The sequence below is a fragment of the Oceanobacter sp. 5_MG-2023 genome, from assembly GCF_030548165.1.
Classification (GTDB): domain Bacteria; phylum Pseudomonadota; class Gammaproteobacteria; order Pseudomonadales; family Oceanobacteraceae; genus Oceanobacter.
The window spans coordinates 115,554-140,214 of the sequence record NZ_JAUORS010000005.1 but is presented as its reverse complement, the minus strand read 5'-3'; the positions used below and the strand labels follow the sequence as shown (position 1 = coordinate 140,214).

The following is a 24,661-nucleotide window of genomic DNA, read 5'->3' as shown; positions in this document are numbered from 1 at the left end:
AGGCGGTGAGATCGGTAAAACAACCGCTAATAACCATCATGACGTAACGGTTTGCGCAGTGATTGTCCCAGATATGATGAATAGCTATTCATTAGCAATTTGGGCTGATCAGGCCAAGAATAAAAAGTGCTGCCAGTATCGGATTATACGTGCGGATATCATAATGGCAGCGACAAAAAACCCGACATAACGTCGGGTTGTTTGTCGATCGAAAGGATAAATCAGAAGGCGTATTTGGCAGTAAACTGCGCACGCGTCATATCACCATCAACACCGCTTTCTTTTTCCAGTGTGGCTTTACTCAGCTCAACACCGTAAGTCATTTTCTCAGCTGGGCTCCACATCACGTTGGCACGCATGCTTTTGGAAGACTTGTTCACACTGTCTCCCGCATCGGCATGATTGTCAGCAGAGACCATGCTGTAACCAACGGTGCTGCGAAAGCTGTCATTCCAGTGGTGGCGATAACCAACAAATGCGGCTGTTACGTCATTACCAACCAGATCACCTTTATTGGTCAGAGTTGCATCGCTGGACATGGCCAGGCCAACGTAGCGGGCAACGTGACCCTTGGTGATGCTGAACTTCAGATCATCCTTGCCAACCATCAGTTTACCGGAAACGTTCATACCGAAGCGCATGATGGATTCATCAATGTTATTGGCTTCGTCCTTGTATGACAGGTTACGGGCGATACCCGCCACCGACAGATCGGCATTACCCGCTTTGAAGTTATAGCGAGCCACCAGGTCTGGCAGAGCGGAATCATCTGTATTACCAACACCGTTTACAGTGGTTGCCGGATTTTCCAGTGCCAGTTGCAGGCCGCCATTGGTATAGCGGATCTGGGCCTGACGGGCAAAAACAGTACCATCACTGACGCCGAGGAAGTCGACGGTTTCCAGCAATGCTCCGGTGTTCATGAAGGTTGTCCAGGTCTGACCAAAGGTGTAGTTGCCGTGCTTGAAGAAAGCATGACGCAGACGTGGTGAGTTGGAGTTGGATACCACCTCGTTGCCTGTTCCGGTCAGAAAGTCCATTTCAACAAAGGTAGTGACTTTTTCGCCAGAGTTGAGGGTAGTAACGGTTTTGAAGTTAATGCGAGATGTTTGCGCACCCATATCAAAGGCGCTGCTGTCGTTGCCAGCAGTACCGGTTGGGATTGATGAAGGAACATAAAAATCGCGACCACTGCTGGTCGAAGTGATTTCACCTTCAGAGTAGTTGGACATCATGGCATCTACTTTGATGTAGCCGCCGTAGCTGAATTCTGTGTTTGCAGCTTGTACCGCCATCGGCAGGGTTGCCGTAGCCAACAAGATCAGTGAGATTTTGCGCATGTGCTCGCTCTCCTTTTGTAATTATCATTGTTCTGCGCAGCCACTATGGTTAGTCCCCTATGAGGATAAAATTAGCCAAAAGTCGTACCGCTAAAGCGACACTGGTATAACTACCTATAGCCGACTAAATCGGCTAAATGGCTGATGTAACTTATGTTTTTAGTGGTGTTATGCTCAGGATCATATTTTCTAAACCGTTATTGATACGCGGTTTCGTGATGTTCAGGCTGGTACAAATCCACACACTGCAAGGGTTTGAGTGTGTATGGTGTGTTGTTGGGAACGGGGCAAGAGCGAGTGGTTGTGGTATGCAATTCCGCTACCGGACAGAAGACAATGGTATGGTCGGAAAGTGTACCCAGCTCACTTATTACGGGGAAATACGTGGTTTGAGGATGGCCCATAATGTTCAATCCTGATTGAGAAATAATCCGGATTAGCTCGAATAGACCATTGTCTAATTTTTTGCCTACCCACCTATGACCAATATGGGTCAGCAGTTTGTATCGCCGCCTCGGCTACACGGAATTCGCGATCATATAAAATAAATAAAATAGGGGAGTACGCCATGAGCGACCAGAAAGTTTATCCGGTCAAGCCGGAGTTTGCTGATTCAGCCTGGATCGATAACGACAAATACCTGCAAATGTATCAGCAATCCGTCATCAACCCGGAAGGGTTCTGGCGTGAGCAAGCAATGGAACGTATCGACTGGATGCGCCCATTTACCAAGGTTCGCAATGTATCTTTCGACGATCACAACGTCGACATCCGCTGGTTTGAAGACGGTGCCACCAACATGGCCTACAACTGTCTTGACCGCCATCTGGAAACCCGTGGCGATCAGACCGCCATTATCTGGGAAGGCGACAACCCGGATGAAAGCAAAACCATCACCTATAAAGAGTTACACGAAGAAGTGTCTCGCTTTGCCAATGCCTTGCGTGGCCAGGGCATTCATCGTGGTGATGTGGTCTGCATTTATATGCCGATGATTCCTGAAGCTGCGGTTGCCATGCTGGCGTGTACCCGGATCGGTGCCATTCACTCCGTGGTCTTTGGTGGTTTCTCTCCGGAAGCTCTGGCAGGCCGGATCGAGGATTCCAACACCAAGCTGGTTATTACCTCTGACGAAGGCGTACGGGCGGGTCGTACCGTTGCCCTGAAAGCCAACGTGGATGAAGCATTGACCAACCCAGCGATCAAATCGCTGGAAAAAGTGATTGTCGTCAAGCGTACCGGTGCTGATGTTGAATGGCATCCACATCGCGATGTCTGGTATCACGACCTGGTGGCACTGGCGTCTCCCAACTGCCCGGCAGAAGCAATGGATTCTGAAGATCCACTGTTTATCCTGTATACCTCCGGTTCTACTGGCAAGCCCAAAGGGGTGGTGCACTCAACCGGTGGTTATATGGTGTGGGCATCGATTACCCACCAATATGTATTTGATTATCATGATGGTGACGTTTACTGGTGTACCGCCGATGTTGGCTGGATTACTGGTCACACCTACCTGATTTACGGCCCGTTGCTGAATGGTGGCATCACCCTGATTTCAGAAGGGGTGCCAAATTACCCGGCGATCAATCGCTGGAGCCAGATTGTCGACAAGCATCAGGTCAATATCCTTTACACCGCACCAACGGCCATTCGCTCGCTGATGGCTGAAGGCACGGCTGCTGTTGAAGGCACCTCACGTAGCTCGTTGCGTTTGCTGGGGTCTGTGGGTGAACCAATCAACCCGGAAGCCTGGGACTGGTACAACAAAACTGTCGGTGAAGACAAATGCCCGATCGTTGATACCTGGTGGCAAACCGAAACGGGCGGCATCATGATCACCCCGCTGCCAGGTGCCACAGCATTAAAACCGGGTTCGGCTACTCGTCCGTTCTTTGGTGTCCAGCCAGCGCTGGTGGATAACTCCGGCATGATTCTGGATGGTGCTACAGAAGGTAATCTGGTGATGGTGGACAGCTGGCCGGGTCAATCACGTTCCGTCTTTGGTGATCACGATCGTTTTGTGCAAACCTACTTCTCCACCTTCCGTGGCATGTACTTCACCGGTGACGGTGCCCGTCGTGACGAAGATGGTTACTACTGGATTACCGGTCGGGTTGATGACGTTATCAACGTGTCTGGCCACCGCATGGGTACAGCAGAAGTGGAAAGCTCACTGGTTGCTCACCCGAAAGTGGCGGAAGCCGCAGTGGTTGGCTACCCACACGACATCAAGGGCCAGGGTATCTATGTTTATGTCACCCTGAATGCAGGGGAAGAAGGCAGCGAAGAGCTGGTACAGGAGCTGCGTAAATGGGTTCGTACCGAGATTGGGCCGGTAGCAACACCGGATCTGATCCAGATTACCCCAGGACTGCCAAAAACCCGTTCCGGCAAAATCATGCGTCGTATCTTGCGCAAGATTGCAGCCAATGAGCACGATGCTCTGGGAGATGTATCTACTCTGGCGGATCCGACCGTGGTCGATAGTCTGATTGAAGAGCGTAAAAATCGCTGATTAGATTAACAGGCGTTGATTTGAATATATTGATTCGAAGACGCTGATCGATCAGACTCAAACACGCCGATTACAGTTAATTCTGTAATCGGCGTTGTTTTTTGTTGGCTTTCCAGCCCGTTTAAGATGATCCGGCCTGACCGTCCCGCCGGAGGCATCACCGAACAGCAAGCGCTGTTCGCTCAGGAGGATCCATGCAGCTTGCCCAAAAAATCATTATTGCCGATGACCATCCTTTATTCCGCACCGCGATGCACCAGGCTGTCAAACAGCTGGTACCCGATGCCACCATCCCCCAGGCCGATTCATTACCGGAGCTGCAGCGTGTTGTTGAGCAGAACTCGGATGCTGATCTGATTTTGCTCGATCTGCAAATGCCCGGTGCTCATGGCTATTCCGGATTAGTGTTTTTGCGTTCCCATTACCCTGAAATCCCCGTCATTGTGGTGTCGGCTTGTGAAGATCCCGCCATTATGTGTCAGGCGCTGGATCATCAGGCATCCGGATACATTGCCAAATCCTCACCGCTGGAAGATATTGCCGTGGCGATTCGTAAAGTGCTGGAAGGGGAATTGTATTTGCCCGATATTGCCCGCCGTCACCAACACCACCCGAACCAGAATGCACTGGATATTGCCGAGCGTCTGGCCAGCCTGACACCGCAGCAATTCCGGGTACTGACCATGATGGCCGAAGGGATGCTGAACAAGCAGATTGCCTACGACCTTGAAGTCAGCGAAGCCACCATCAAGGCCCACGTTACGGCTATTTTCCGCAAGCTGGGTGTCCGCACCCGAACCCAGGCCGTTATTGCCGTGCAAAGCCTGGATATAGAAAAACCGGATACCCAAATGGCGAATGCGCAAGCAGAAAGCTGAGCCGGATAGCGTGTGCGGGCAGGCCCCGATGCCATCAGGGCAGCCCCGTACCAACCCGCCCGGTTAAACCAGTCGTCGGATTAGGGCTCTCAGTGCCGCTGGACGTATCGGTTTACGCAAGAAGTAATAACCCAGCGCCTTGGCTTCTTCTGCAACGGATTGGCGAGGGTCAGCGGAAATCAGAATCCCTGGAATGGATGGGTCGCCAAACCGTTCACGCAGATCAGACATTGCCTGCAGGCCGGTTTCATCGTTATCCAGCTGGTAATCAGCCAGCATAATGGCTGGCTTGAACGGGATTTGCTGGGCCGTTGCCAGATCCTTGCACGCGTATACCTGACAGTGCCAGCTACCCAGCAACGCCTGCATACCAGCCAGTACTTCATCATCATTATCGATACAAAAGGTCGGGATACCCTCAAAGCTGGCGGTAGCGATGACTGCCTGGTCATGATTGTCCTGACGACTGACATCTGCCTGGGCAACCGGTAGTACCAGATCGAAGCAGGTACCCTTGCCCGGTGTGGAGCGCACGCTGACCTGATGGTCCATACGTTTGGTCATGCGATCAACAATGGCCAGTCCAAGGCCGAGTCCCTTGACGTCTTGCTTGCCTTCGTTCAGCCGTTTGAACTCACCAAAAATTTCTTGCATCTTGTTGGCCGGTATCCCCTGACCGGTATCCCATACCTGTACCACAATATGGCCCTGGCGACGGCGATAGCCCAGCAGCACACTGCCATGATGGGTGTAACGGACCGCGTTACTGAGCAGGTTTTGCAGAATACGGCGCAACCAATGGGCATCACTGGTGACCCAGATATCATCACAGGCCCGTACCCGCAACTTCAGTCCCTTATCGGCCGCCAGAGCGGTAAACTCATCCCGCAGCGGTTTCAGCACAGTACTGAGTTGTACCGGATGTAATACCGGCTCCATGGCACCGGCATCCAGCTTGGCAATTTCCACCAGCACCGACAGCACATCTTCGGACGATTGCAGTGCCCCTTCGAGGTGATTCAGCAGCTTTTGTTGTTCGTCGTTGAGGTTCTTCTGACTCAGTGTCGAGGCAAACAGCTTGGCGGCATTCAGCGGCTGCATCAGGTCGTGGCTGGTAGCGGCCAGGAAGCGGGTTTTGGAATTGTTGGCTTCAATCAGCTGGGAGGTCAAATCATCCAGCTTCTGCGAGCTTTTTTCGACCCGGCGTTCCAGAGAGACATTAGCCTCCTTTAACGCCTGTTCGGCCCGGCGATGCACCGTAATATCGGTAAAGCTGGTGACAAAACCGCCGTCGGGCATGGGATGGCCCTGCATATAAATCACGACGCCATTAGGTAACAGCCGTTCGAACTGGTGCGCCGATCCGGTACTGAGGAAGCTCATGCGCCGGTTCACCTGATCGGCAATATCCCCGGTGCCGCAGAAGCCACGACCGGCGTTAAAGGCAATCACTTCCTGAATCGGTTTGCCGGTATAAATAAAGCTGGAGGGGTAGTTGAATATTTCCAGATAACGCCGGTTCCAGGCGACCAGTTTTAAATCCTTGTCAACAACACTGACCCCCTGCTGCAGGTTTTCCAGAGCGGCTTGCAGTTGTTCCCGGCTCATTGAAAACGCCTGACTGGCTTCACTGGCGAGGAAGGCCAGATCACGAATCTGGATGCGTTCGCCGCCCAGCAAGGTAGAGAAAATGACTCGGGCAGAGGAAGACCCAACCACCGATGCCAGTAATTTCTCTGCCTCCTGAATCAGGGCGCTGGAGGCGATGGCATTGTCGTATTGAATGCCGTGGCGGGACTGATAATCGCTGAAAAAATCATCGGTTTTGCGAAAACCCAGAATACGTTCCAGCACCACCTGGACATCATCCACCTTGCAATCAAACGCAGGCACCAGACGATCGTTCTGGCTCATGACATGGGCACTGGTGAAGTCACCGGCCAGCATACGTTCACGCACAGAGGCGTTCGTGACAACGGAAAACAACACATAGAAAAACAGATTGGCCAGCAAACTGAGCATAACGCCAATACTGAAGTTATCGAGGTTCAGGCCACTGACCATATGCACCAGTTGACTGCCCTGCACCCCTGGCAGGTTCTGGGTGATAAATGGCCACATCAAGCCATAGAACCAGACGCTGGTACCGGCAATCAGACCGGCGATTGCCCCCTGGCGATTGCCTCCTTGCCACATCAGGCCACCAATCAGGGGAGGTGCAAACTGCGCGGCTGCAGCAAACGACAGCATACCAATCGCCGCCAGGGAATCGAACTCACCTACCAGGCGATAGAACAGATAGGAAGCCAGAATCATCACCAGAATGACCAGACGCCGTACGGTTAGCACCAGGGTTCGTACTTTACTGGAATGCTGCAAATCCTCGTTGTCTTGCTGGCGGAAAAAGGCCGGTAGCACCAGTTCATTGGAGACCATGGTACTGACGGCAATGGTCGCCACAATGATCATGCCGGTCGCGGCACTGCCACCACCAATAAAAGCCATCACTGCCAGGGTTTCCTGCCCCAGAGCCACAGGCAAGCTGAGTACGTAGGTGTCTGGTGCAAAGCCGATATCCTGCAAAAACAGATGGCCTGTCAGCGCAATCGGTACCACAAACAGCATCATTAAAAACAGATAGAGCGGAAACAGAAAGCGGGCAGTACGCAGATGACGGGACGATTCGTTTTCAATCACGGAGACCTGGAATTGCCGTGGCAGGCTCAGTACGGCAAAGCCAGCCAGTAGGGTCTGCAACAAAAAGGACAGACTGATGACGTCGTTGTTCAGTAGCGGGTGGTCGGGTAATACCTGCGTGGTCAGCTCCAGCAGCTCGGACGGGTAGTCGTACAGGAATGTCATCACCCAGATGCCAACCGCAACAAAAGCGATCAGCTTGATCATCGACTCAAAGGCAATGGCGAGAATCATGCCCGGGTGCTGCTCGCTGGCATCGATATCCCGGGTACCAAAGATAATCACAAACGATGCCATCGCCAGGCTGATATAAAATGCCGTGTCTTCCCAGAAGTGATTTACCCCCACCATACTGCGGCCCAGAGGCAAGGTCAGTAGTTCAAACGTGGTCGAAATGGCTTTCAGCTGCAAGGCGATATAAGGCACAACACAGAGAATGGCAACCAGTGTCACGAGTACCGCCAGCGTATGATCACGGCCATAGCGGGTGGCGATAAAATCGGCAATGGAAGTGATACGTTTTTCTTTGGCAATACGGGTAATCTTGCCCAGCAAGCGCCAATAAAACATCAGGAACAGCATCGGGCCGATGTAAATCGACAGGAAACTCCAGCCACTGGAAGCAGCCTGGCCGACGGCACCATAAAACGTCCAGGAGGTGCAATATACTGCGAGTGACAGACTGTAAATCACCCCGGTGTTATGAATGGGCCGTCCTTCATGGGCGCGCCGGTCGCCGTACCAGGCAATCCAGAACAAGGTTGCAATATACAGAACAGAAATGGACACCAGTTGCCATACCTGGATCATAGGTACCCTTATTGTTAGAGGTTATTGGTGTAAGAGGCTGCGCCACAAGGCGAACGGGGAAGCATACCATGTGTGCTGTACACACTGGTCCGCCCGGCTGTCTTGGTATTATTAAAATACCACAGTGCAGGACTTGCTGAATCCGCCAGCCCTGCAAGATGTCTGCTTTGGTCACATGGCTTGACCCGTGACAATCCGCCAAGATAAGACCAATGGGAACATCCATATCATCTCGTAGCCCCCACCGGGCAAATCGATGCGCCCGAATAATAATAACGTTAAACAACCGCCGGAGGCCCGGTATGACCATTCAGATCAACCTCAACCAACCGCCTTTTTCCTTTCTTAAGGATGAGCAACTCGACTGGTTGACCAGTCGCCTCGACCTGGTCTTTTTTAATGCCGGAGCACTGATTCTGCAACAGGGTGTCCCGGCTCCCGGCATTTATATTATTTACAAAGGATTGGTCGAAGAGCGTGATGGCGAGACCGGGCAGGTGTTTTCCCAATATGGCAAGGAAGACTTGTTCGACGTCCGGGCGGTACTGGAGAACGGCTGCAAGCATACCTTTGCCGCGGTGGAAGAAACCCTGTGTTATCTGCTGCGGGCCGACGACTTTATCCAGCTGCTTGATCAGTCCGGTGATTTTTCGATTTATTTTAATACCGACCTGGGTACCCAGCAGTCGATGGTGGAGCGCCAGGATTCCAGCGTGTCGGAATTTATCCTGTCGCGGGTTGATGAGGATGTGATTCGCCCTCCTGTGTACGTGTCGGCCCAGACCAGTCTGGCCCGTGTCGCGGCGCTGATGTACGAGAAAAAACACGATGCCTTGCTGGTACGTGACGGCGAGGAAATCGGCATTCTGACCGGCACCGATCTGGTCAAGGCCACCTTGCTGGGGGACAAGACCAAACAAACCCGTGCCGCCGATGTGGCCCAGTTCAACCTGATTGGCGTTGAGTACGGCGAATTCTTGTTCAGCGCCTTGCTGAAAATGACCCAGCACAATATCGAACGTGTGGTTGTTCGCAAGGAAGGCCAGATTGTTGGCCTGCTGGAACTGATGGATATGCTCAGTACCTTTTCGACCCATTCGCATATTATTGCCATGCGGATTGACCAGGCCAAATCGTTAAAAGAACTGGTGGTAGCGGCCAAACGACTGGAAACCCTGATCGAAACCCTGAATGGCCAGGGGGTTAAAATCACCGCCCTGATGGAACTGGTGACAACGCTGAACCGGCGTTTGATCTTCAAGGCGTTTGAGCTGATTTTCCCGCCTCGCTTGCGGCAGTCCGTCTGTATTCTGGTACTGGGCAGTGAAGGCCGGGGGGAACAAATCCTCAAGACCGACCAGGACAACGCCATCATTCTGGACAACGAACACGACCGCGAAGCCGTCTTGCCACTGCTGCAACAGCTACACCAGGCCCTGCTGGATTTTGGTTATCCGCCTTGTCCGGGAGGCGTCATGTTTATTAACGACAGCTGGATTCATACCGTCGAAGGCTGGCAGGAGCGGGTCGCCCGCTGGCTGGATTCCGGCAATCCGGATGCGATGATGAACATGGCCATTTTTATGGATGGCGAACCCGTATGTGGTAATCCGGAACTGTTTTGGCCGATCAAGGCCAGCTGGCAGCTGGAAACCCTGCGCTCCAGTATTGTATCCGCTCGTTTTGCCAAACCCGCGCTGCAGTTCGAAACCCCTCTGACCTTTCTGGGCAATATCCGGGAAGATCACGGCAATATCGATATCAAGAAAGGCGCTATTTTCCCGCTGGTGCATGGCGTTCGGGCCATGGCATTCGAACATGCGATCGATGAATGCAACACCCTCGAACGGCTGACGATACTGATGGAAAAAGGCGTGCTAGATAGCGAGACCGCTCAAGGTTTACGGGATGCGCTGGTGTTCTTTTTAAGAATACGACTGCGCCAGCAACTGGAACATGATGCCCCCAACCGTGGCCTGAGTCAGCAACTGGACATCAACCAGCTGCGCAGTGTCGACCGCAATCTGCTGCGTCACGCCTTGCACCGGGTGAAAAAATTCAAGCAGCAGCTATCACTGCATTTTCATCTGGAGAACTTCTGATGTTACGTCGCTGGATTGAAGAACGCTTGCCCCGGCGAATGCTGCCAGAAGGCCGCTGGGCTCACCTGGCCGAGCCGTACGAGGGTGACGAAGTGGTGGTGCTGGATTGCGAAACCAGTGTGTTTGATAAAAAAAAGGGCGAGTTGCTGAGTGTGGCAGCAGTGCGGGTACGGGGTAATCAGATCCGTCTGGCCGAATCGCTGGACCTGACCATCCGCTCCGACGCCGTAACCGACCCGAACGCGGTGCGGATTCATTATTTACGTCGCGAAGACCGGCTCGAAGGTGTGGCCCTGGCAGAAGCCATCGAAAAGCTGCTGGATTTTATTGGCAACCGGCCAATTTGCGGGTTTTATATTGAATACGACCGCGCCATTCTGAACCGTTATATTCGCGAGTTGTATAACTTCAGGTTGCCCAACCGCTTTATCGAAGTGTCGGAAATCTACGTCAAAAGCAAACGCCGGCACCATATTCACGAAGTGCATCTGGATCTGACCTTTGAAGGGCTGGCGCGCGACCTGCAAGTGCCTATCGTCGAGCGCCATACCGCCATGGGAGATGTTATCTCCACGGCGCTGATGTACATCAAGCTGACGGGGTTTGGTCAGTCGCGTTGAGCTGGCGAATATTGGCGGCGGTCAGATTGATAATATTCTGCCGCGCTTCCGGGCTGATCCAGGCGTTATGAGGCGTCACCATCAGATTCAGGCCAGTATTGAGCGCCTCCAGGAGTGGGTGGCCATCGACGGGTGGCTCGGTTGGCAGCACATCCACTGCCAGTCCACCCAGCTGTCCTTGCTGCAAGGCATCCAAGGCGGCGACTTCATCAATAATGCCACCTCTGGCGCAGTTCACGACCAGGCAGTCGGGCTTGATGCGGGTGAGGTTATCGGCATTGAGCAGATGGCGGGTATGTTCGGTGAGTGGGCAATGAAAACTTAATACATCGGCCGTGGGTAACAGGCTGTCCAGTGACGGACGGGTATCATTGGCCTTGCCCGGCCGGGCAGCAAACTCAACCTGCATACCAAAGGCTTCTGCCAGCCGTGCCACGGCACTGCCCAGCGTACCTTCGCCGACCAGTATTAGCCGTTTATTGGTTAACTCCCGGGTCGGGTGGTTCATCAAACAAAAGAAGGGACTTTGTTGCCAGGCACCCTGAGCGACATCTTGCTGATAACGTGGCAGTTGGCCAGCCAGTGACAGCATCAGCATCATGGTGTGCTGGGCTACCGAGGCGGTGCCGTAATTCTGGACATTCAATACTGGTACACCCAGCTGTTGGGCGGTCTCGAGGTCGACATTGTTAAGCCCGGTTGCGACCACCAGAATGCCCCGTTTCCCGGTCATCACATCGGCGCTGATGTTGACCTTGTTGGTGATCAGCAAATCGGCACCCGCGGCTCGTGGCCCCAGCTCCTCTGGTGAAGTGGTGGGATACAAGACCAGCTCACTGACACAGTCATGAATGGGCGTCATATCGACATCATTAAATGTATCGGCATCCAGAAATACAGCTTTCATAAGAGTTACTCATCAGGATGAAAAAAGGCTAACCATCGTTAGATATTGGGTTGACGCCAGATGTTGGCTTGACCGCTTAACATATCAGGCATCAACCCCGGTGTAATTCATACAGGCTCATATTGACGGCGCTGGCCAGGTTCAGAGACTCAATCTGGCCGCTGCCGGGAATGGTAAACGCCGTTACTGCCAGAGGTGCCAGCAAGGCATGGGGTACACCTCGGGCTTCGTTGCCAAACAGATAAGCATCAAACTGGCTGAACTGCCCGGAAGAGAGCGGTGCGCCGGTCATATCCAATGTGGCAATACGCGGGTAACGCGCCGCCAGCTGCTCGAGTGTGACTTCCAGTTCAACGGGCACATGAAATGTTGCCCCCATGCTGCTGCGTACCACCTTGGGGTTAAAAGGATCGACACTGTCGGGGCTGAGTAACAGGCGCCAGCCGCCAAACCAGGCCAGTGTCCGCAAAATGGTACCCAGGTTGCCGGGGTCCTGGATCTGATACAAATATAACACCCGTTCGGTACTGGTCGTCGCCTGGCTGGCCTGTTGCACCTGGGTCCGGGTTTCCTCCATGGGCACGACAGCGACCAGTCCCTGCGGTGAGCGGGTGTCCGACAGCTGCGCCATTTGACGCTCACCAATCAGGGTTTTGCGGAATCGGGTTGGCCAGTGCTGGTGGGCTTCGGTGACAAACAGCTCGGCCTGCTGAATGCTGGATTTTTCCAGCTCCAGTAACAGGTGTTCGCCTTCCACCAGATAGCAGCCGGTCTCGGTGCGGTATTTTTTCTGGTGCAGTTTTTTGGCGAGATCGACTTTCATGCAAGTGTTTCCAACAGTGGGCACAGCGCGCCATTGTACGGGTTGGACTGGCGTCAGGGAATTTTCTCGGCCTGTTGCTGCCAACCGGAATGAATTTTCCTGTCTTGTGAATTGGCCAGATTGGGGAGTTGAGACGGGCTTCGGCTTGCATGTGCTTAACTCAACCGTCAGCCTTTGATCGGACAGCAACCGACCAGAGGTCCTTATGGCTCTTCGTAATGCCGTCCAGATGATCTGTTACCCCGACCGCCTGGGTAACAGCCTGAAAGATTTGCATACCGTTCTCAACACCCACTTTGCGGGTGCCGTGGGTGGCGTTCATATCCTGCCGTTTTACCCGTCCAATGCCGATGCCGGTTTTTCTCCCCTGACCCACAAAGAAGTGGATCCAGTGTATGGCGACTGGGGTGATATCGAAGCCATTGCAGCCGAATACGATATTTGCGCCGATGTGACGGTGAATCATATTTCTGATGAATCCGTAGAATTTATCGACTACCTGGCCAAAGGCAAGGCATCGCAATACGCCTCGCTGTTTGTTGATGTCGATGAAATGGGCGAAATCAGCCACGACGACCTGATGAAAATCCACATCCGCAAAGAGAAAGAGCCGTTCCGGGAAGTAGTATTTGCCGACGGCAGTGTTGGACGGGTGTGGTGTACCTTTACCGAACATCAGATCGACCTGAATTACGAGTCTGAGCAAACTTACGACTATATCGCCAATACGTTCCGTTTCCTGGCCGACAAGGGCGTCAAACTGTTCCGCCTGGATGCCTTTGGTTACACCACCAAACGGATTGGCACGAGCTGTTTTCTGGTTGAGCCATACGTGTATCAAACCCTCGACTGGTGCAACGAAGTGGCACAAAGCCTGGGGGCAGAAATCCTGCCTGAAGTGCACGATCATTCCAGTTATCAATACGCGATTGGCCGTCGCAATATGCATCCGTATGGTTTTGCCTTGCCGCCACTGCTGCTCTACTCCCTGCTGGATGGCAACAGCGAATACCTCAAGCACTGGTTGCGGATGTGCCCGCGCAATATGATCACCGTTCTGGATACCCACGATGGTATTTGCATTCCAGACGTTGAAGGGGTCTTGCCGGACGATAAAATCCGTATCCTGATTGATAATATCAACGACCGCTCGGCAGACCCGATCCTGCGCCGCTCAGCTGCCAATATTCATAGTGTTGGTGCGATTTATCAGCTTACTTGCACCTTTTACGATGCCCTGATGCAGAACGATGATGCCTATATCGCTGCCCGCACCGTGCAGTTCTTCACACCGGGTACGCCACAGGTGTATTACGTGGGCTTGCTGGCCGGTGAAAATGACCACGAGCTGATGGAGCAAACCGGCGAACTGCGCGATATCAACCGTCATTATTACAGCCTGGATGAAGTGGCCGAAGCGGTGCAGAAACCGGTGGTGAAGCGCTTGCTGACACTGATGCGTTTCCGTAGCAGTCACCCGGCGTTTGATGGCCACTTTGAACTGAACTTCTCCAACAGCGCCAGCGTCGATATGGCCTGGCGTCATGGCGAGCATTATTGCCGGGCGTTTGTGGATTTGCAGTTTAATACCGCGCGTTTGAGTTACACCGATGAAGCCAGTGGTGAAATGCAGGAATTTCAGGCCTGATCCAGAACTGACCTTTTCCCGGCCCCCTTATCAAGGGCCGGGGTGGGGTTGCAGGGCCTGTTCTGAAACATGCGAATCACCATCCAGCTCAATCACCAGTTTCCACTCAGAGCGATAAAATCGACAATGTAATGGCCAATGCCATGCAGCTGCCGAAACCTGGTTCCACCTTGTTTGCCTCTGACCGCTTGCCAGAAGTGTTGCTCCGGTGTGGTAAGCGGTAGCCTGCTTGCGCAAGGCTGAGCGGCGGCTTTTATATTCCGGTTTGTTTAAACACGTTCCCTGTCAGTCATAATCCATCTGCTTTTGGTCGTTCACTACGTCTGCCTCAATTTACTGATAGCCGGCGTAGCGGGTGAGCATTTTATCGCCGATTCAATACGGTATTCCGTTCGATCATTTTCCGGCTTCTCAACTTTCCAGTTTCTCATTTTCTGGCAGCGGCAAAACTGCTGCAAAAAATAGTATCGAATCAACAAAAGTTGTTCACCAAATTTCATACCGCTATTCTTGGCCGCCCGACGTAACGGGGGGCTTGTGCAACGTTGTAGCCTGGGTGTTGTTATTCCGGCCGTGGCGACCTGTATACGTGGTTTTGGGGCTGGTCATCGGAGAGGGTGTATGTGGTTACAAAAAGAAATACGGTTATCTCCCCGGTCGCGGGGTTTTCATCTGATTACGGAAGAAATACGCCAACAATTGCCGGAGCTGGCGAGTATCGATATCGGGTTATTGCAGCTGTTTATCCAACATACATCAGCGTCATTAACCATTAACGAAAATGCAGATCCTACCGTGCGTCAGGACATGGAAGCCTGGTTTCATCGCAATGTGCGTGAAGACGAACCCTATTACCGTCATACGCTGGAAGGCAGTGATGATTTGCCCGCCCATATCAAGGCCAGTTTATTGGGCCATAGCGTGACGATTCCCATTACGGGGGGCGAGCTGAACATGGGGATCTGGCAAGGTATTTACCTCGGCGAGCACAGACACCAGGGCGGCAGTCGCCGTGTGTTGGCGACGTTGCAGGGGCAGGGGCAATAACTGGAATCCGCGTGTTGTAACTGATTGTTTTTGATGGTTCGGAGAGAATGAATGATTGTTCGTGAACGTCCCCATGCACTGGCCTTGTTGTTTGTTTGGCGTGGTTCAATTTTGCCGAATATTGCCTGGCATTTACTGGGGTTGTTGGTATTCGCGGCAGCTGTGGTGGTGGTTCATACCGATCACTGGGCCAATCTGGCTCGTTATTCGGTGGCTCCGTTTACCTTGCTGGGGATAGCGTTGTCGCTGTTTCTGGGGTTTCGTAATAACGCCTGTTATGACCGCTGGTGGGAAGGGCGCCGGCAATGGGGACGAATGGTTTCTGAAGTGCGCTCGTTGGCGCGTTCAACGCATATTCTCTTGCCATCCGAGCGGCGGGCGGAGCTATTGGCCTGGTGTTCCGTGTTTTATCATGCCTTGCGCCTGCAGCTGCGTCAGCAGCCGTTGTCCGTGGCTGTTTTGCAACAGGAAGTTCCCGACTGGGTGCTGGCCCGTTTGTCGACAGAGCGGCTGGCGCAGGTTGTGGAGAAGGGTAACGTGGCCGATGGTGTGGGGCTGGCAATGGCAGAAACCTTGCGTCAGGCATATGCGGCCAATGAGCTGGATACCCAGGGTATACGGATTCTGAATGAGCATTTATCCAGTCTGGCGGCGATTCAGGCGGCGAGTGAACGGCTGGCATCCACTCCGTTGCCCTTTGCCTATTCCTTGCTGACGCATCGGACGGCGTATCTGTATTGTTACTTGTTGCCTTTCGGGCTGGTGGGCAGTCTGGGCTGGATGATGCCGGTCTTTATTGTGATTGTGGCGTATACCTTTTTTGGTCTGGATGCCTTGGCGCAACAGCTGGAAGAACCCTTTGGCCATGACGCCAATCACCTGCCGCTGGCGTCTTTGTGTCGGGTAAATGACCGCTCGCTGGCACAGGCGCAAGGCCTGCCATTGCTTGATATGTTGGCACCCAACGGCGATGTACTGGATTGACGGGGGAGTGTTAAGCCACTTTGTCAGCCAGCCCGATCCGTTCCCGGTGGTGGCAGGACAAACCACTGTGGAAGCATGGCGGCCCTTGTTATTCTTCCGGGTCAAGCTCAAAACCATACAGTGATTCCAGATGACATTAACGAGTGAAGACTTTCTGCTGGCGGCTAAACGTGCTGAGATCAGTACTCTGAAACAATTATTGGTGAGCAGTGGGTTGGTCACCTGGGTCACGGATCTGATTCATGAGCTGCAACGTGAACGTGGCTTGTCGAATATTTATCTGGTATCCCATGGCCAACGTTTTGCCCGCCAACGGCTCGATGAACTGGAAGCCACCAAACAAGCAGAATGTGTTTTTCGGGAAGCCTTGTCGTTGCTGGAGCTGGATAGTGATTCTCCCTCGTCTGCCCGCCTGTTCCGGTCCTTGTCCTTTGTATTGCATTGTCTGGATGAATTACCCGCATTACGGCTTCAGATTAATGCGCAAAAACTCACCGCGGATGAGAATACCCGGCTCTTTAACCGTACGATTTCCGGTTTGCTGAGTGTGGTGTTCGAAGCCGCCGGCAGTGTCAGCGACCCGGATATCACCCATGCACTGGTGGCCATGTTCAATTTTGTGCAAGGCAAGGAATATTCCGGTCAGGAACGAGCCTTGGGCGTTATCGGTTTTGCCATGGGAGAATTCACCAAAAAACAACAGATACATATCAAGACGCTTCAGGATGCTCAGCAACGTTGTTTTGATATCTTTTCCAGCCAGGCCAAGGTCATGCCGGTTGATCAATGGCGGCAGGCAGAAAGCAGTGAGGCTGCCATCGAATTCAACAAGTTGCGTAATATGATTGCCCGCTTCAGTCATAACGACACCCTGCCAACCGCAATCAGCGAAGTATGGTACGAGCTGTCGACACATCGGATTGATGATATGCGGGCGATTGAAAAGGAGCTGGAAGCGGATCTGTTTCACCTTTGCCAGCAAAAAATTGCCAAGGCAGAAGAGGATCTTCGGCTGCATGACAATCATGTTCGGGAACTGACAGATATCGATGAGCCGCCCACATCGGTGTTGTCTTCCTTTCCTGATTCCATTAACGACCCTGTCAAGCTGACCATGACGCCCGGATTTAATACTAACGTGGCCAGTTCAATATCCGAGTTGGTACAGCGTCAGGCTGAACACCTGGAAGCCATGAGAGATGAATTAAGACAGGCACGTCAGGCACTGGATGAGCGCAAACTGATCGAAAAGGCCAAAGGCTTGCTGATGCAAAATCAGAATATCAACGAAGAAGAAGCGTATCGCCAGATTCGCCAGTCCGCCATGGACAACAAAAAGCGCATTATCGATATCGTCCGTAATATCATCAGCGTCTCCGACATGCTGCAACTGAACGACGGCGACAGTACTTCTCTGGAATAAACTCTTTATACCAAGACCAAGCTCAATACCGGGCCATCGATCAATACCCGGTCATGTAGCAGTACCAGCAGTACCGGGATATGCGCTGTTCCTTTCCTGGCCAGACTGATAACCGATTGATGGCACGGCTACCCAGGAGTCAGACCACTGGACGCCATAACCGCCGGGCCAAACTCCATGTGGTCACGGCTGCAGCAGTTGCATATTCTGCTGGTGCACACAGATGGAGCGCCTGGGGGAAATCAAGCCCTGAAATAATCCAAAAATAGCACTGCCAGTGGTGTGTGAACGTATTATTTGCCTGATTTTTTAAATAAACCAAACAAAATCAATAGTTTATGATAAATGGCACGCCAGATGCTTGGAGATCCCAAGACTGTGGGTCAATGATGATGCACAGCACTGAAAACAACGACGTTGAGTACTTCCCTGACTTTTTGCCAGCGGATGGTGCCACGTCGTGCTCCATAGCATGTCAAAACACCTTATTCGGGTAGGTTCAAGCGTCAGCAGTTACTCAACTTCGTGATCTGAGTCTTCATGGTCGCCCTTTGGCACATGAACCAAATCATTAGGTATCGACAGTAACGCAATACCTACCGAACCCAAGGAATTTGATATGTCCTATCTCGCGCCTTCCGAATTTGTGACCAAGATGGTCGATGCCGGTGAAGAGAAAATCTTCATGTCCACCAAGGACACTCTGATACGCGCCTTTATGGCCGGTGCAACCCTTGCCCTGGCGGCCATTTTTGCCATTACTGTAGCGATGAAAAGTGGTTCCCCATTCCTGGGTGCCAGCATGTTTCCTGTTGGTTTTGTCATGCTCTATCTGATGAAATTTGACTTGCTGACCGGGGTCTTCACGCTGGTTCCGCTGGCGTTGATCGACAAGCGCCCCGGCTGTAATATCAAACAATTGCTGCGTAACTGGGGTTTGGTCTTTCTGGGCAACCTGGGTGGTGCGCTGGCTGTCGCCTTTATGATTTCCTTTGTTCTGACGTATGGCTACAACACCGACGGTGGTGCTCTGGCAGCCAAGGTATCGTCCATTGGTGAGTCCCGTACACTGGGTTACGCCGCTCATGGTGTTGACGGCTGGTTTACCATTTTTATCCGCGCCATGCTGTGTAACTGGATGGTTTCCATGGGGGTTGTGGGGGCGATGATATCGACGTCTGTCACCGGCAAAATAGCCGCCATGTGGATGCCGATCATGGTGTTTTTCTTCCTCGGTTTTGAGCACTCGATCGTCAATATGTTTTTGTTCCCGTTTTCCATGATCATGGGTGGTGATTTCACCATCGGGCAATATCTGATCTGGAATGAACTGCCGACAGTGATGGGTAATCTGATTGGGGGCTTCCTGTTTGTTGGTTTGCCGCTGTATTACACCCACGTACGCACAAGTTCAAAACGTCCTCTGGTTTCCTGATTCACGACGGATTGTCTATTCTGATTAAAAGGGAGGTAATGGCTCTCTTTTAATCAGGTGGCAATACTCATGGGGACATATATGTCCCCATTAAATATAAAAAGGACTCCATGCATGGCGCATGACCTATGCATTGCTGCTGGCCAGTATTCCGATAAAGGCCTTAAAAACAGCAACCAGGACAGCCTGGGACTGGTGACACCGGCACCTTCTCTGTTGGCATTCAAGGGCGTCAGCGCCGCTATTGCTGATGGTATCAGCAGCAGTAACGTCAGCCATATTGCCAGCCAAACAGCCATTGATACGTTTCTGGAAGACTATTACCGAACCTCGGAAGCCTGGACGGCACAACATTCGGGTGAACAGGTAATACGGGCAATCAATGGCAGCCTGTATTTAAAAAACCAGCGCAGTGATTTCCGGTTTGATATCAACCGGGGCTATGTTTGTACGCTAAGCGCACTGGTTTTGCGTGGGTGTGATGGCTATGTGTTCCATGTTGGTGACAGTCGTATCTATCGCTTGAGAGAGCAGACGCTGGAGCAGCTGACCAGCGATCACCGCCTTTGGGAGTCGTCTGAGAAAAGCTATCTGGCGCGGGCCATTGGCATGAGCGAACAGGTCGAGATTGATTACCGCCACACCAGCCTGCAAGCAAACGATGTCTTTATTCTTGCCACCGACGGGGTGTATGAATATGTCACCCCGGAATACCTGCGCGCAACCATCCACCAATATCCGGACGATTTGAATCACGCCGCCACCCTGATTGCCCGACAAGCACTGGATAACGGCAGCGATGACAACCTGAGTATCCAGTTAATCCGGGTGACGGCGCTCCCTGATCGCAAGCAGGCATCGCTGCTGCACGATATGTCTCTCCTGGCTCTGCCACCAGGGCTGGAACCCGGCATGACCTTCGACGGTTACAGGATTATTCGTAACCTGCATACCAGTAGCCGCAGTCACGTCTTTCTGGCCCGTCACCTGCAAAGCAACGACCGGGTGGTCTTGAAACTGCCATCCGGCGAGCTGCAACAGGATGCCGGTTATCTGGAGCGGCTGATGATGGAAGAGTGGATTGCCAGACGCATCCAGAATGCCCATGTTATCCAGCCATATGTGCCAGAGCAGCCGCGCCAATACCTGTACATCGCCAGTCGATACTTTGAAGGCCAGACCCTGACGCAGTGGCTGCAAGACAACCCCAGGCCAACCCTGGAACAAGTCCGCCATATTATTGATCAGATTGCCCGTGGCTTACGGGCGTTTCATCGGCTGGATATGCTGCACCAGGACATCAAGCCCGACAATGTGATGATCGATGCCGAAGGGCGGCTGATGATTATCGACTTCGGCTCCACCATTGTCCGGGGGCTGGCAGAAATCGGATTGGATAACAGCAATGAATTTCCCGGCACCGCACTGTATATGGCCCCGGAATACTTTTTGGGGCAACGGGGGCAGCTGCAATCAGACCAGTTTTCTCTCGGCGTGCTTGCCTATCATATGCTCACTGGCCAATTTCCCTACGGGGTCGAAGTGGCGCGTTGCCAGTCGGTTGCGGCTCAAAAACGGCTACGCTATCGCAGCATACTGGTCGATGAACATACGGAAGTCCCGGCCTGGGTAGACGACGCCATCCAGAAAGCGACATGCATCGATCCATACAAACGCTATGAGGATATCTTTGAATTTGTGCACGACTTGCGTACCCCCAACCAGAATTTTTTAAACAAGACACGGCCGCCGCTGATGGCGCGTAATCCGGTGCTTTTTTGGCAAAGTGCCGCCGCGCTGGAATTGCTGTTACTGATTTTGCTTGCTCATCAACTACTGGTTGGCTAACGGCTGTTCGGGTCAGGGCAGCAGAGTCAGGGCGACCAGTAGCAAAATCACCCCGGTAATCACATCCAGCACCTGCCAGTGATAAGGAGAGCTCAAGTGAGGCCGCAGCTTTTTGGCACCGGCAACCAGCAAGATAAACCAGCTGGCCGAGCCGCAAGCAGCCCCCACCACAAACAGCCCCGGATGACTCTGCTGTGCCCCGACACTGCCAATCAGTACCACGGTATCGAGGTAAACATGGGGATTGATCAACGACAGCGCCATCACCTGACCGGCACTGCGCCACGGGCTGACCGGCTCTGATGCCGCCGCCGCGACCAGGCTATTGCCGCCTTGCAGCGCCCGGCCAAAGGCCTGCAACGCCAACCACAGCAGCAGGGCAATTCCCAGCCAGGTGAGCACCGGCACCAGAGAGGGGAGCAGTGACTGGATATAATCCAGCCCAAACACCCCCACAGACACCAGCAAGGCATCCAGCAGGGTACACACACTGGCAATCGTCCAGGGATTTTCGCCACGCAGGCTTTTTTGTAACACCCAGGCATTCTGTGCGCCGATGGCCACAATCAACCCAGTGGTAATGGCAAAACCGGTGATGGCCGGTTGCAGGCTCAATAACAGATCAGACACAGGCAGGGTGCTCCAGTACTCAAAAAACGCCACACAGAGAAATTCGCTTCGCCATCGCTGTACCGCTGACGGCATTGGGCGAGCAGATGCGTGGCAGAGTAAGGAGAGAACTGATATAAGTCCAAATCATAAATCTAATGAGATATTAGAGAAGCTTATGATTGACTATCGTGCGCTGGAAGCGCTGGTCGCAGTGATCGAAACCCGCGGCTTTGAACGCGCAGCACAACGGTTGAACATCAGCCAATCGGCGGTCAGCCAACGTATTCGCCAGCTGGAATTCAAACTCGGCCAGCCAGTCTTGCTGCGCACCACACCACCCAAACCTACCGAACTGGGACAGCGCCTCGCCAACCATCGGCAACAGGTGCAGCAGCTGGAACAAGGCCTGTTATTGGACGAAGGCGACCAAGGCCAGGCGGTGCGGATTCGGCTGGCGGTTAATGCCGACTCGCTGGATACCTGGTTGGTTCCGGCGCTGGCTGCCGCACCAGACAGTCACAGCATGGATTTTGAACTGCTGGTCGACGATCAGGATGTTGGCTTGCGACGGATGAAAAATGGCGAAGTCATGGCCTGTATCTGCGCCGCCGATACCCCGGTGAATGGCGGGTTATTACAGTCACTTGGCATCCTCCGTTACCGCGCCTTTGCCAGCCCCGACTTTGTAGCGCGGCATGGGGCCGGGCAGCCGCTGTTAATGCCGCAGCCGCCACTGGCACAATTGCCTTGTCTGATCTTCAACCAGGACGACCGTCTGCAACACCGGTTTTTGCAGGCGCTGTGCCCGCAACAACCGGAGCCGCAGCGTTACCATATTTCACCGACCTCCGAAGGCTTTGTGCGTATGGCGCTGGAAGGCCTTGGCTACGGCATGATGCCGCAACTGCAAGTAGCCCGATATCTTGAAGACGGCACGCTGGTGGACGTGGTGCCCGGCTACTATCTGGATGTGGTGTTGTACTGGCACTACTGGCAAACCGAAAGCCCGGTGATGCGTGGATTAAGAGAAGCCGTGGTCGCTGCGGCACGGGATTGCCTGATCCCCCTCAGCCCTCCCCTTGGCAAGGGGAGGGAGTAATAAATTTCTTCCTCCTGAAAAGGGGGAGGCCGGGAGGGGCGGTTAAACGGGGTAAAAACGGCCAACTCCAGGGTTGTTCAGGAAATTACCGTGACTTAACTGCCAGGAACGAGCCTAAACAAATTTACCCGAATTGCCGAATCTGTTAACCTGCCCTCCCATCTCAAGTGAAGGTTCTGCACCTTCCGTTTTGATTTATCACCTCTATTTCGCGGACCTTCTATGACACGATTTATCTTTGTCACAGGTGGTGTTGTTTCTTCGTTGGGGAAAGGCATCGCTTCTGCATCTTTGGCTGCCATTCTGGAAGCCCGTGGCCTTAAGGTCACTATGCTCAAGCTGGACCCTTATATCAACGTCGATCCTGGCACTATGAGCCCTTTCCAACACGGAGAGGTGTTTGTAACCGAGGACGGTGCTGAGACCGACCTCGACCTTGGCCATTACGAACGTTTTATTCGCACGACGATGTCGCGCCGGAACAATTTTACCACTGGCCGTATTTATACCGATGTATTGGCGAAGGAACGCCGTGGCGATTACCTGGGCGGAACCGTGCAGGTGATCCCGCACATTACCGATGAAATCAAGCGCCGGGTTCTGGAAGGCGCTGAAGGTGCGGATATTGCGCTGGTTGAAATCGGTGGCACGGTGGGCGATATCGAATCGCAGCCGTTCCTGGAAGCGGTGCGGCAGATGAAGGTTGAAATGGGCTCGCGCCGGGCGCTGTCCATTCATCTGACGCTGGTGCCTTATATCGCCACTGCCGGTGAAACCAAGACCAAGCCGACCCAACACTCGGTAAAGGAAATGCGCACCATTGGCTTGCAGCCGGATGTGCTGATTTGCCGTTCCGATCACAAGATCGAAGCCTCTGCTCTGCGCAAGATTGCGCTGTTTACCAACGTTGAAGAGCGGGCGGTGATTCCTTTGGAAGATGCCGACACCATCTACAAGATTCCACGACACCTGCACGAAGCCGGGCTGGATGATCTGATCGTTGAGAAATTCGACCTGTCATGTAAAGACGCTGATTTGTCCGAGTGGGATGCGGTGGCCGATGCCAAGCTGAACCCGGAAAAAGAAGTCACCATTGCCATGGTCGGTAAGTACATGGATCTGCTGGATGCCTACAAATCGCTGATTGAGGCGATTGATCATGCCGGTATCCATCATCGCGCCAAAGTCCATATCCGTTATATCGATGCCGAAGATGTGGAACGTAAAGGGGTGGAAATCCTGTCGGATGTCGATGCCATTCTGGTGCCTGGCGGTTTCGGTAATCGCGGTGTCGAAGGCAAGATCCGTACGGTTCAGTATGCTCGTGAGAACAAGGTACCGTATCTGGGTATCTGTCTGGGCATGCAGGTGGCGGTAATTGAATTTGCTCGTCATGTTGTGGGTTGGGAAGACGCCCACTCATCAGAATTCAGCACAGAGACGACGCATCCGGTGGTGGGTTTGATCACTGAATGGACGACCGCTGAAGGTACAACCGAAGTGCGTAGCGAAGCCTCCGATCTGGGTGGCACGATGCGACTGGGCGGGCAGGAATGTGTTCTGCTGCCTGAGTCCACTACCTCGGCGGCCTACGGTCAGGATGTAGTGCTGGAACGTCACCGTCACCGTTATGAGGTGAACTCATCCCTGGTGCCGGAACTGGAAGCCGCGGGTTTGCGGATTTCCGGCCGCTCGGTTGATGGTGAGCTGGTAGAAGTAATCGAAGTGGCTGATCATCCCTGGTTTGTGGGTTGTCAGTTCCACCCGGAATTTACGTCCACTCCCCGTGATGGCCATGGCCTGTTTTCGGCCTTTATCAATGCAGCATTGATCCACAAAGAAAAAATATAACGACCGGCAATCCTGCCCG

Annotated in this window: 18 protein-coding genes; 12 read left to right on the top strand and 6 right to left on the bottom strand. The window is 53.1% G+C overall.

All coding sequences use genetic code 11. The features are described from left to right. Nucleotides 1-221 precede the first annotated feature (221 nt). Entirely contained in the window at nt 222-1,340 is a 1,119-nt protein-coding gene (locus tag Q4551_RS05275) for a DcaP family trimeric outer membrane transporter (RefSeq protein WP_303432239.1), read from the bottom strand. 568 nt (nt 1,341-1,908) lie between these two features. Here Q4551_RS05275 and acs point away from each other — a divergent pair. Continuing rightward, a complete protein-coding gene (gene acs, locus Q4551_RS05270) occupies nt 1,909-3,858 on the top strand; it encodes an acetate--CoA ligase (protein ID WP_303432238.1) in 1,950 nt (649 codons plus the stop codon). A gap of 194 nt (nt 3,859-4,052) precedes the next feature. Next, nucleotides 4,053-4,736 carry a response regulator transcription factor gene (locus Q4551_RS05265; protein ID WP_303432236.1) on the top strand — a complete coding sequence of 228 codons (684 nt, stop codon included), beginning with the start codon at nt 4,053-4,055 and terminating at the stop codon, nt 4,734-4,736. 63 nt (nt 4,737-4,799) lie between these two features. Here Q4551_RS05265 and Q4551_RS05260 read toward each other — a convergent pair whose 3' ends face one another. Then, complete coding sequence (locus tag Q4551_RS05260; protein ID WP_303432233.1) at nt 4,800-8,222, bottom strand: NahK/ErcS family hybrid sensor histidine kinase/response regulator; 3,423 nt, start codon at nt 8,220-8,222, stop codon at nt 4,800-4,802. A 323-nt stretch (nt 8,223-8,545) separates the two neighbouring features. Between Q4551_RS05260 and Q4551_RS05255 the strand changes: the two genes are divergently transcribed. Both Q4551_RS05255 and Q4551_RS05250 read left to right on the top strand, forming a co-directional pair. Further along, nucleotides 8,546-10,345 carry a DUF294 nucleotidyltransferase-like domain-containing protein gene (locus tag Q4551_RS05255; protein ID WP_303432232.1) on the top strand — a complete coding sequence of 600 codons (1,800 nt, stop codon included), beginning with the start codon at nt 8,546-8,548 and terminating at the stop codon, nt 10,343-10,345. Further along, entirely contained in the window at nt 10,345-10,965 is a 621-nt protein-coding gene (locus Q4551_RS05250; RefSeq protein WP_303432230.1) for a 3'-5' exonuclease, read from the top strand. The genes Q4551_RS05255 and Q4551_RS05250 overlap by 1 nt, the downstream gene beginning before the upstream one ends. Here the strand turns inward: Q4551_RS05250 and Q4551_RS05245 are convergent. Together Q4551_RS05245 and Q4551_RS05240 are read right to left on the bottom strand one after the other, a co-directional pair. Beyond that, complete coding sequence (locus Q4551_RS05245) at nt 10,934-11,872, bottom strand: D-2-hydroxyacid dehydrogenase (RefSeq protein ID WP_303432227.1); 939 nt, start codon at nt 11,870-11,872, stop codon at nt 10,934-10,936. The genes Q4551_RS05250 and Q4551_RS05245 overlap by 32 nt on opposite strands. 91 nt (nt 11,873-11,963) lie before the next feature. Further along, nucleotides 11,964-12,695: an RNA methyltransferase gene (locus tag Q4551_RS05240; protein WP_303432224.1), complete on the bottom strand. Its 732-nt coding sequence runs from the start codon at nt 12,693-12,695 to the stop codon at nt 11,964-11,966. A gap of 205 nt (nt 12,696-12,900) precedes the next feature. On the opposite strand from Q4551_RS05240, the gene gtfA reads away from it, so the two are divergent. After that, entirely contained in the window at nt 12,901-14,343 is a 1,443-nt protein-coding gene (gene gtfA, locus Q4551_RS05235; protein WP_303432223.1) for a sucrose phosphorylase, read from the top strand. A 92-nt stretch (nt 14,344-14,435) separates the two neighbouring features. Here the strand turns inward: gtfA and Q4551_RS16225 are convergent, their stop codons facing one another. Next, on the bottom strand, nt 14,436-14,600 hold the full coding sequence (locus tag Q4551_RS16225; RefSeq protein ID WP_368501371.1) for a DUF559 domain-containing protein: 165 nt from the start codon (nt 14,598-14,600) through the stop codon (nt 14,436-14,438). A gap of 364 nt (nt 14,601-14,964) precedes the next feature. Here Q4551_RS16225 and Q4551_RS05230 point away from each other — a divergent pair, with 364 nt between their 5' ends. The 5 genes from Q4551_RS05230 to Q4551_RS05210 all read left to right on the top strand — a co-directional run bounded on the left by Q4551_RS05230 (nt 14,965) and on the right by Q4551_RS05210 (nt 21,080). Next, nucleotides 14,965-15,390, top strand: a complete 426-nt coding sequence (locus tag Q4551_RS05230; protein ID WP_303432221.1) for a secondary thiamine-phosphate synthase enzyme YjbQ — start codon at nt 14,965-14,967, stop codon at nt 15,388-15,390. A gap of 51 nt (nt 15,391-15,441) precedes the next feature. Beyond that, the gene (locus tag Q4551_RS05225; RefSeq protein WP_303432219.1) at nt 15,442-16,374 is read left to right on the top strand and encodes a bestrophin family protein; all 933 of its coding nucleotides are present in this window, start codon (nt 15,442-15,444) and stop codon (nt 16,372-16,374) included. 130 nt (nt 16,375-16,504) lie between these two features. Continuing rightward, the gene (locus Q4551_RS05220) at nt 16,505-17,797 is read left to right on the top strand and encodes a nitrate regulatory protein (RefSeq protein WP_303432218.1); all 1,293 of its coding nucleotides are present in this window, start codon (nt 16,505-16,507) and stop codon (nt 17,795-17,797) included. Between the two features lie 619 nt (nt 17,798-18,416). Beyond that, entirely contained in the window at nt 18,417-19,232 is an 816-nt protein-coding gene (locus Q4551_RS05215; protein WP_303432217.1) for a formate/nitrite transporter family protein, read from the top strand. 114 nt (nt 19,233-19,346) lie between these two features. Beyond that, nucleotides 19,347-21,080 carry a bifunctional protein-serine/threonine kinase/phosphatase gene (locus tag Q4551_RS05210; protein WP_303432215.1) on the top strand — a complete coding sequence of 578 codons (1,734 nt, stop codon included), beginning with the start codon at nt 19,347-19,349 and terminating at the stop codon, nt 21,078-21,080. 12 nt (nt 21,081-21,092) lie between these two features. On the opposite strand, the gene Q4551_RS05205 is transcribed toward Q4551_RS05210, so the two are convergent. Further along, nucleotides 21,093-21,710 carry a LysE/ArgO family amino acid transporter gene (locus Q4551_RS05205; RefSeq protein ID WP_303432214.1) on the bottom strand — a complete coding sequence of 206 codons (618 nt, stop codon included), beginning with the start codon at nt 21,708-21,710 and terminating at the stop codon, nt 21,093-21,095. Between the two features lie 157 nt (nt 21,711-21,867). Between Q4551_RS05205 and Q4551_RS05200 the strand changes: the two genes are divergently transcribed. Together Q4551_RS05200 and Q4551_RS05195 are read left to right on the top strand one after the other, a co-directional pair. After that, entirely contained in the window at nt 21,868-22,791 is a 924-nt protein-coding gene (locus Q4551_RS05200) for a LysR family transcriptional regulator ArgP (protein WP_303432212.1), read from the top strand. A gap of 222 nt (nt 22,792-23,013) precedes the next feature. Beyond that, on the top strand, nt 23,014-24,642 hold the full coding sequence (locus Q4551_RS05195; protein WP_303432211.1) for a CTP synthase: 1,629 nt from the start codon (nt 23,014-23,016) through the stop codon (nt 24,640-24,642). Nucleotides 24,643-24,661: the final 19 nt, after the last annotated feature.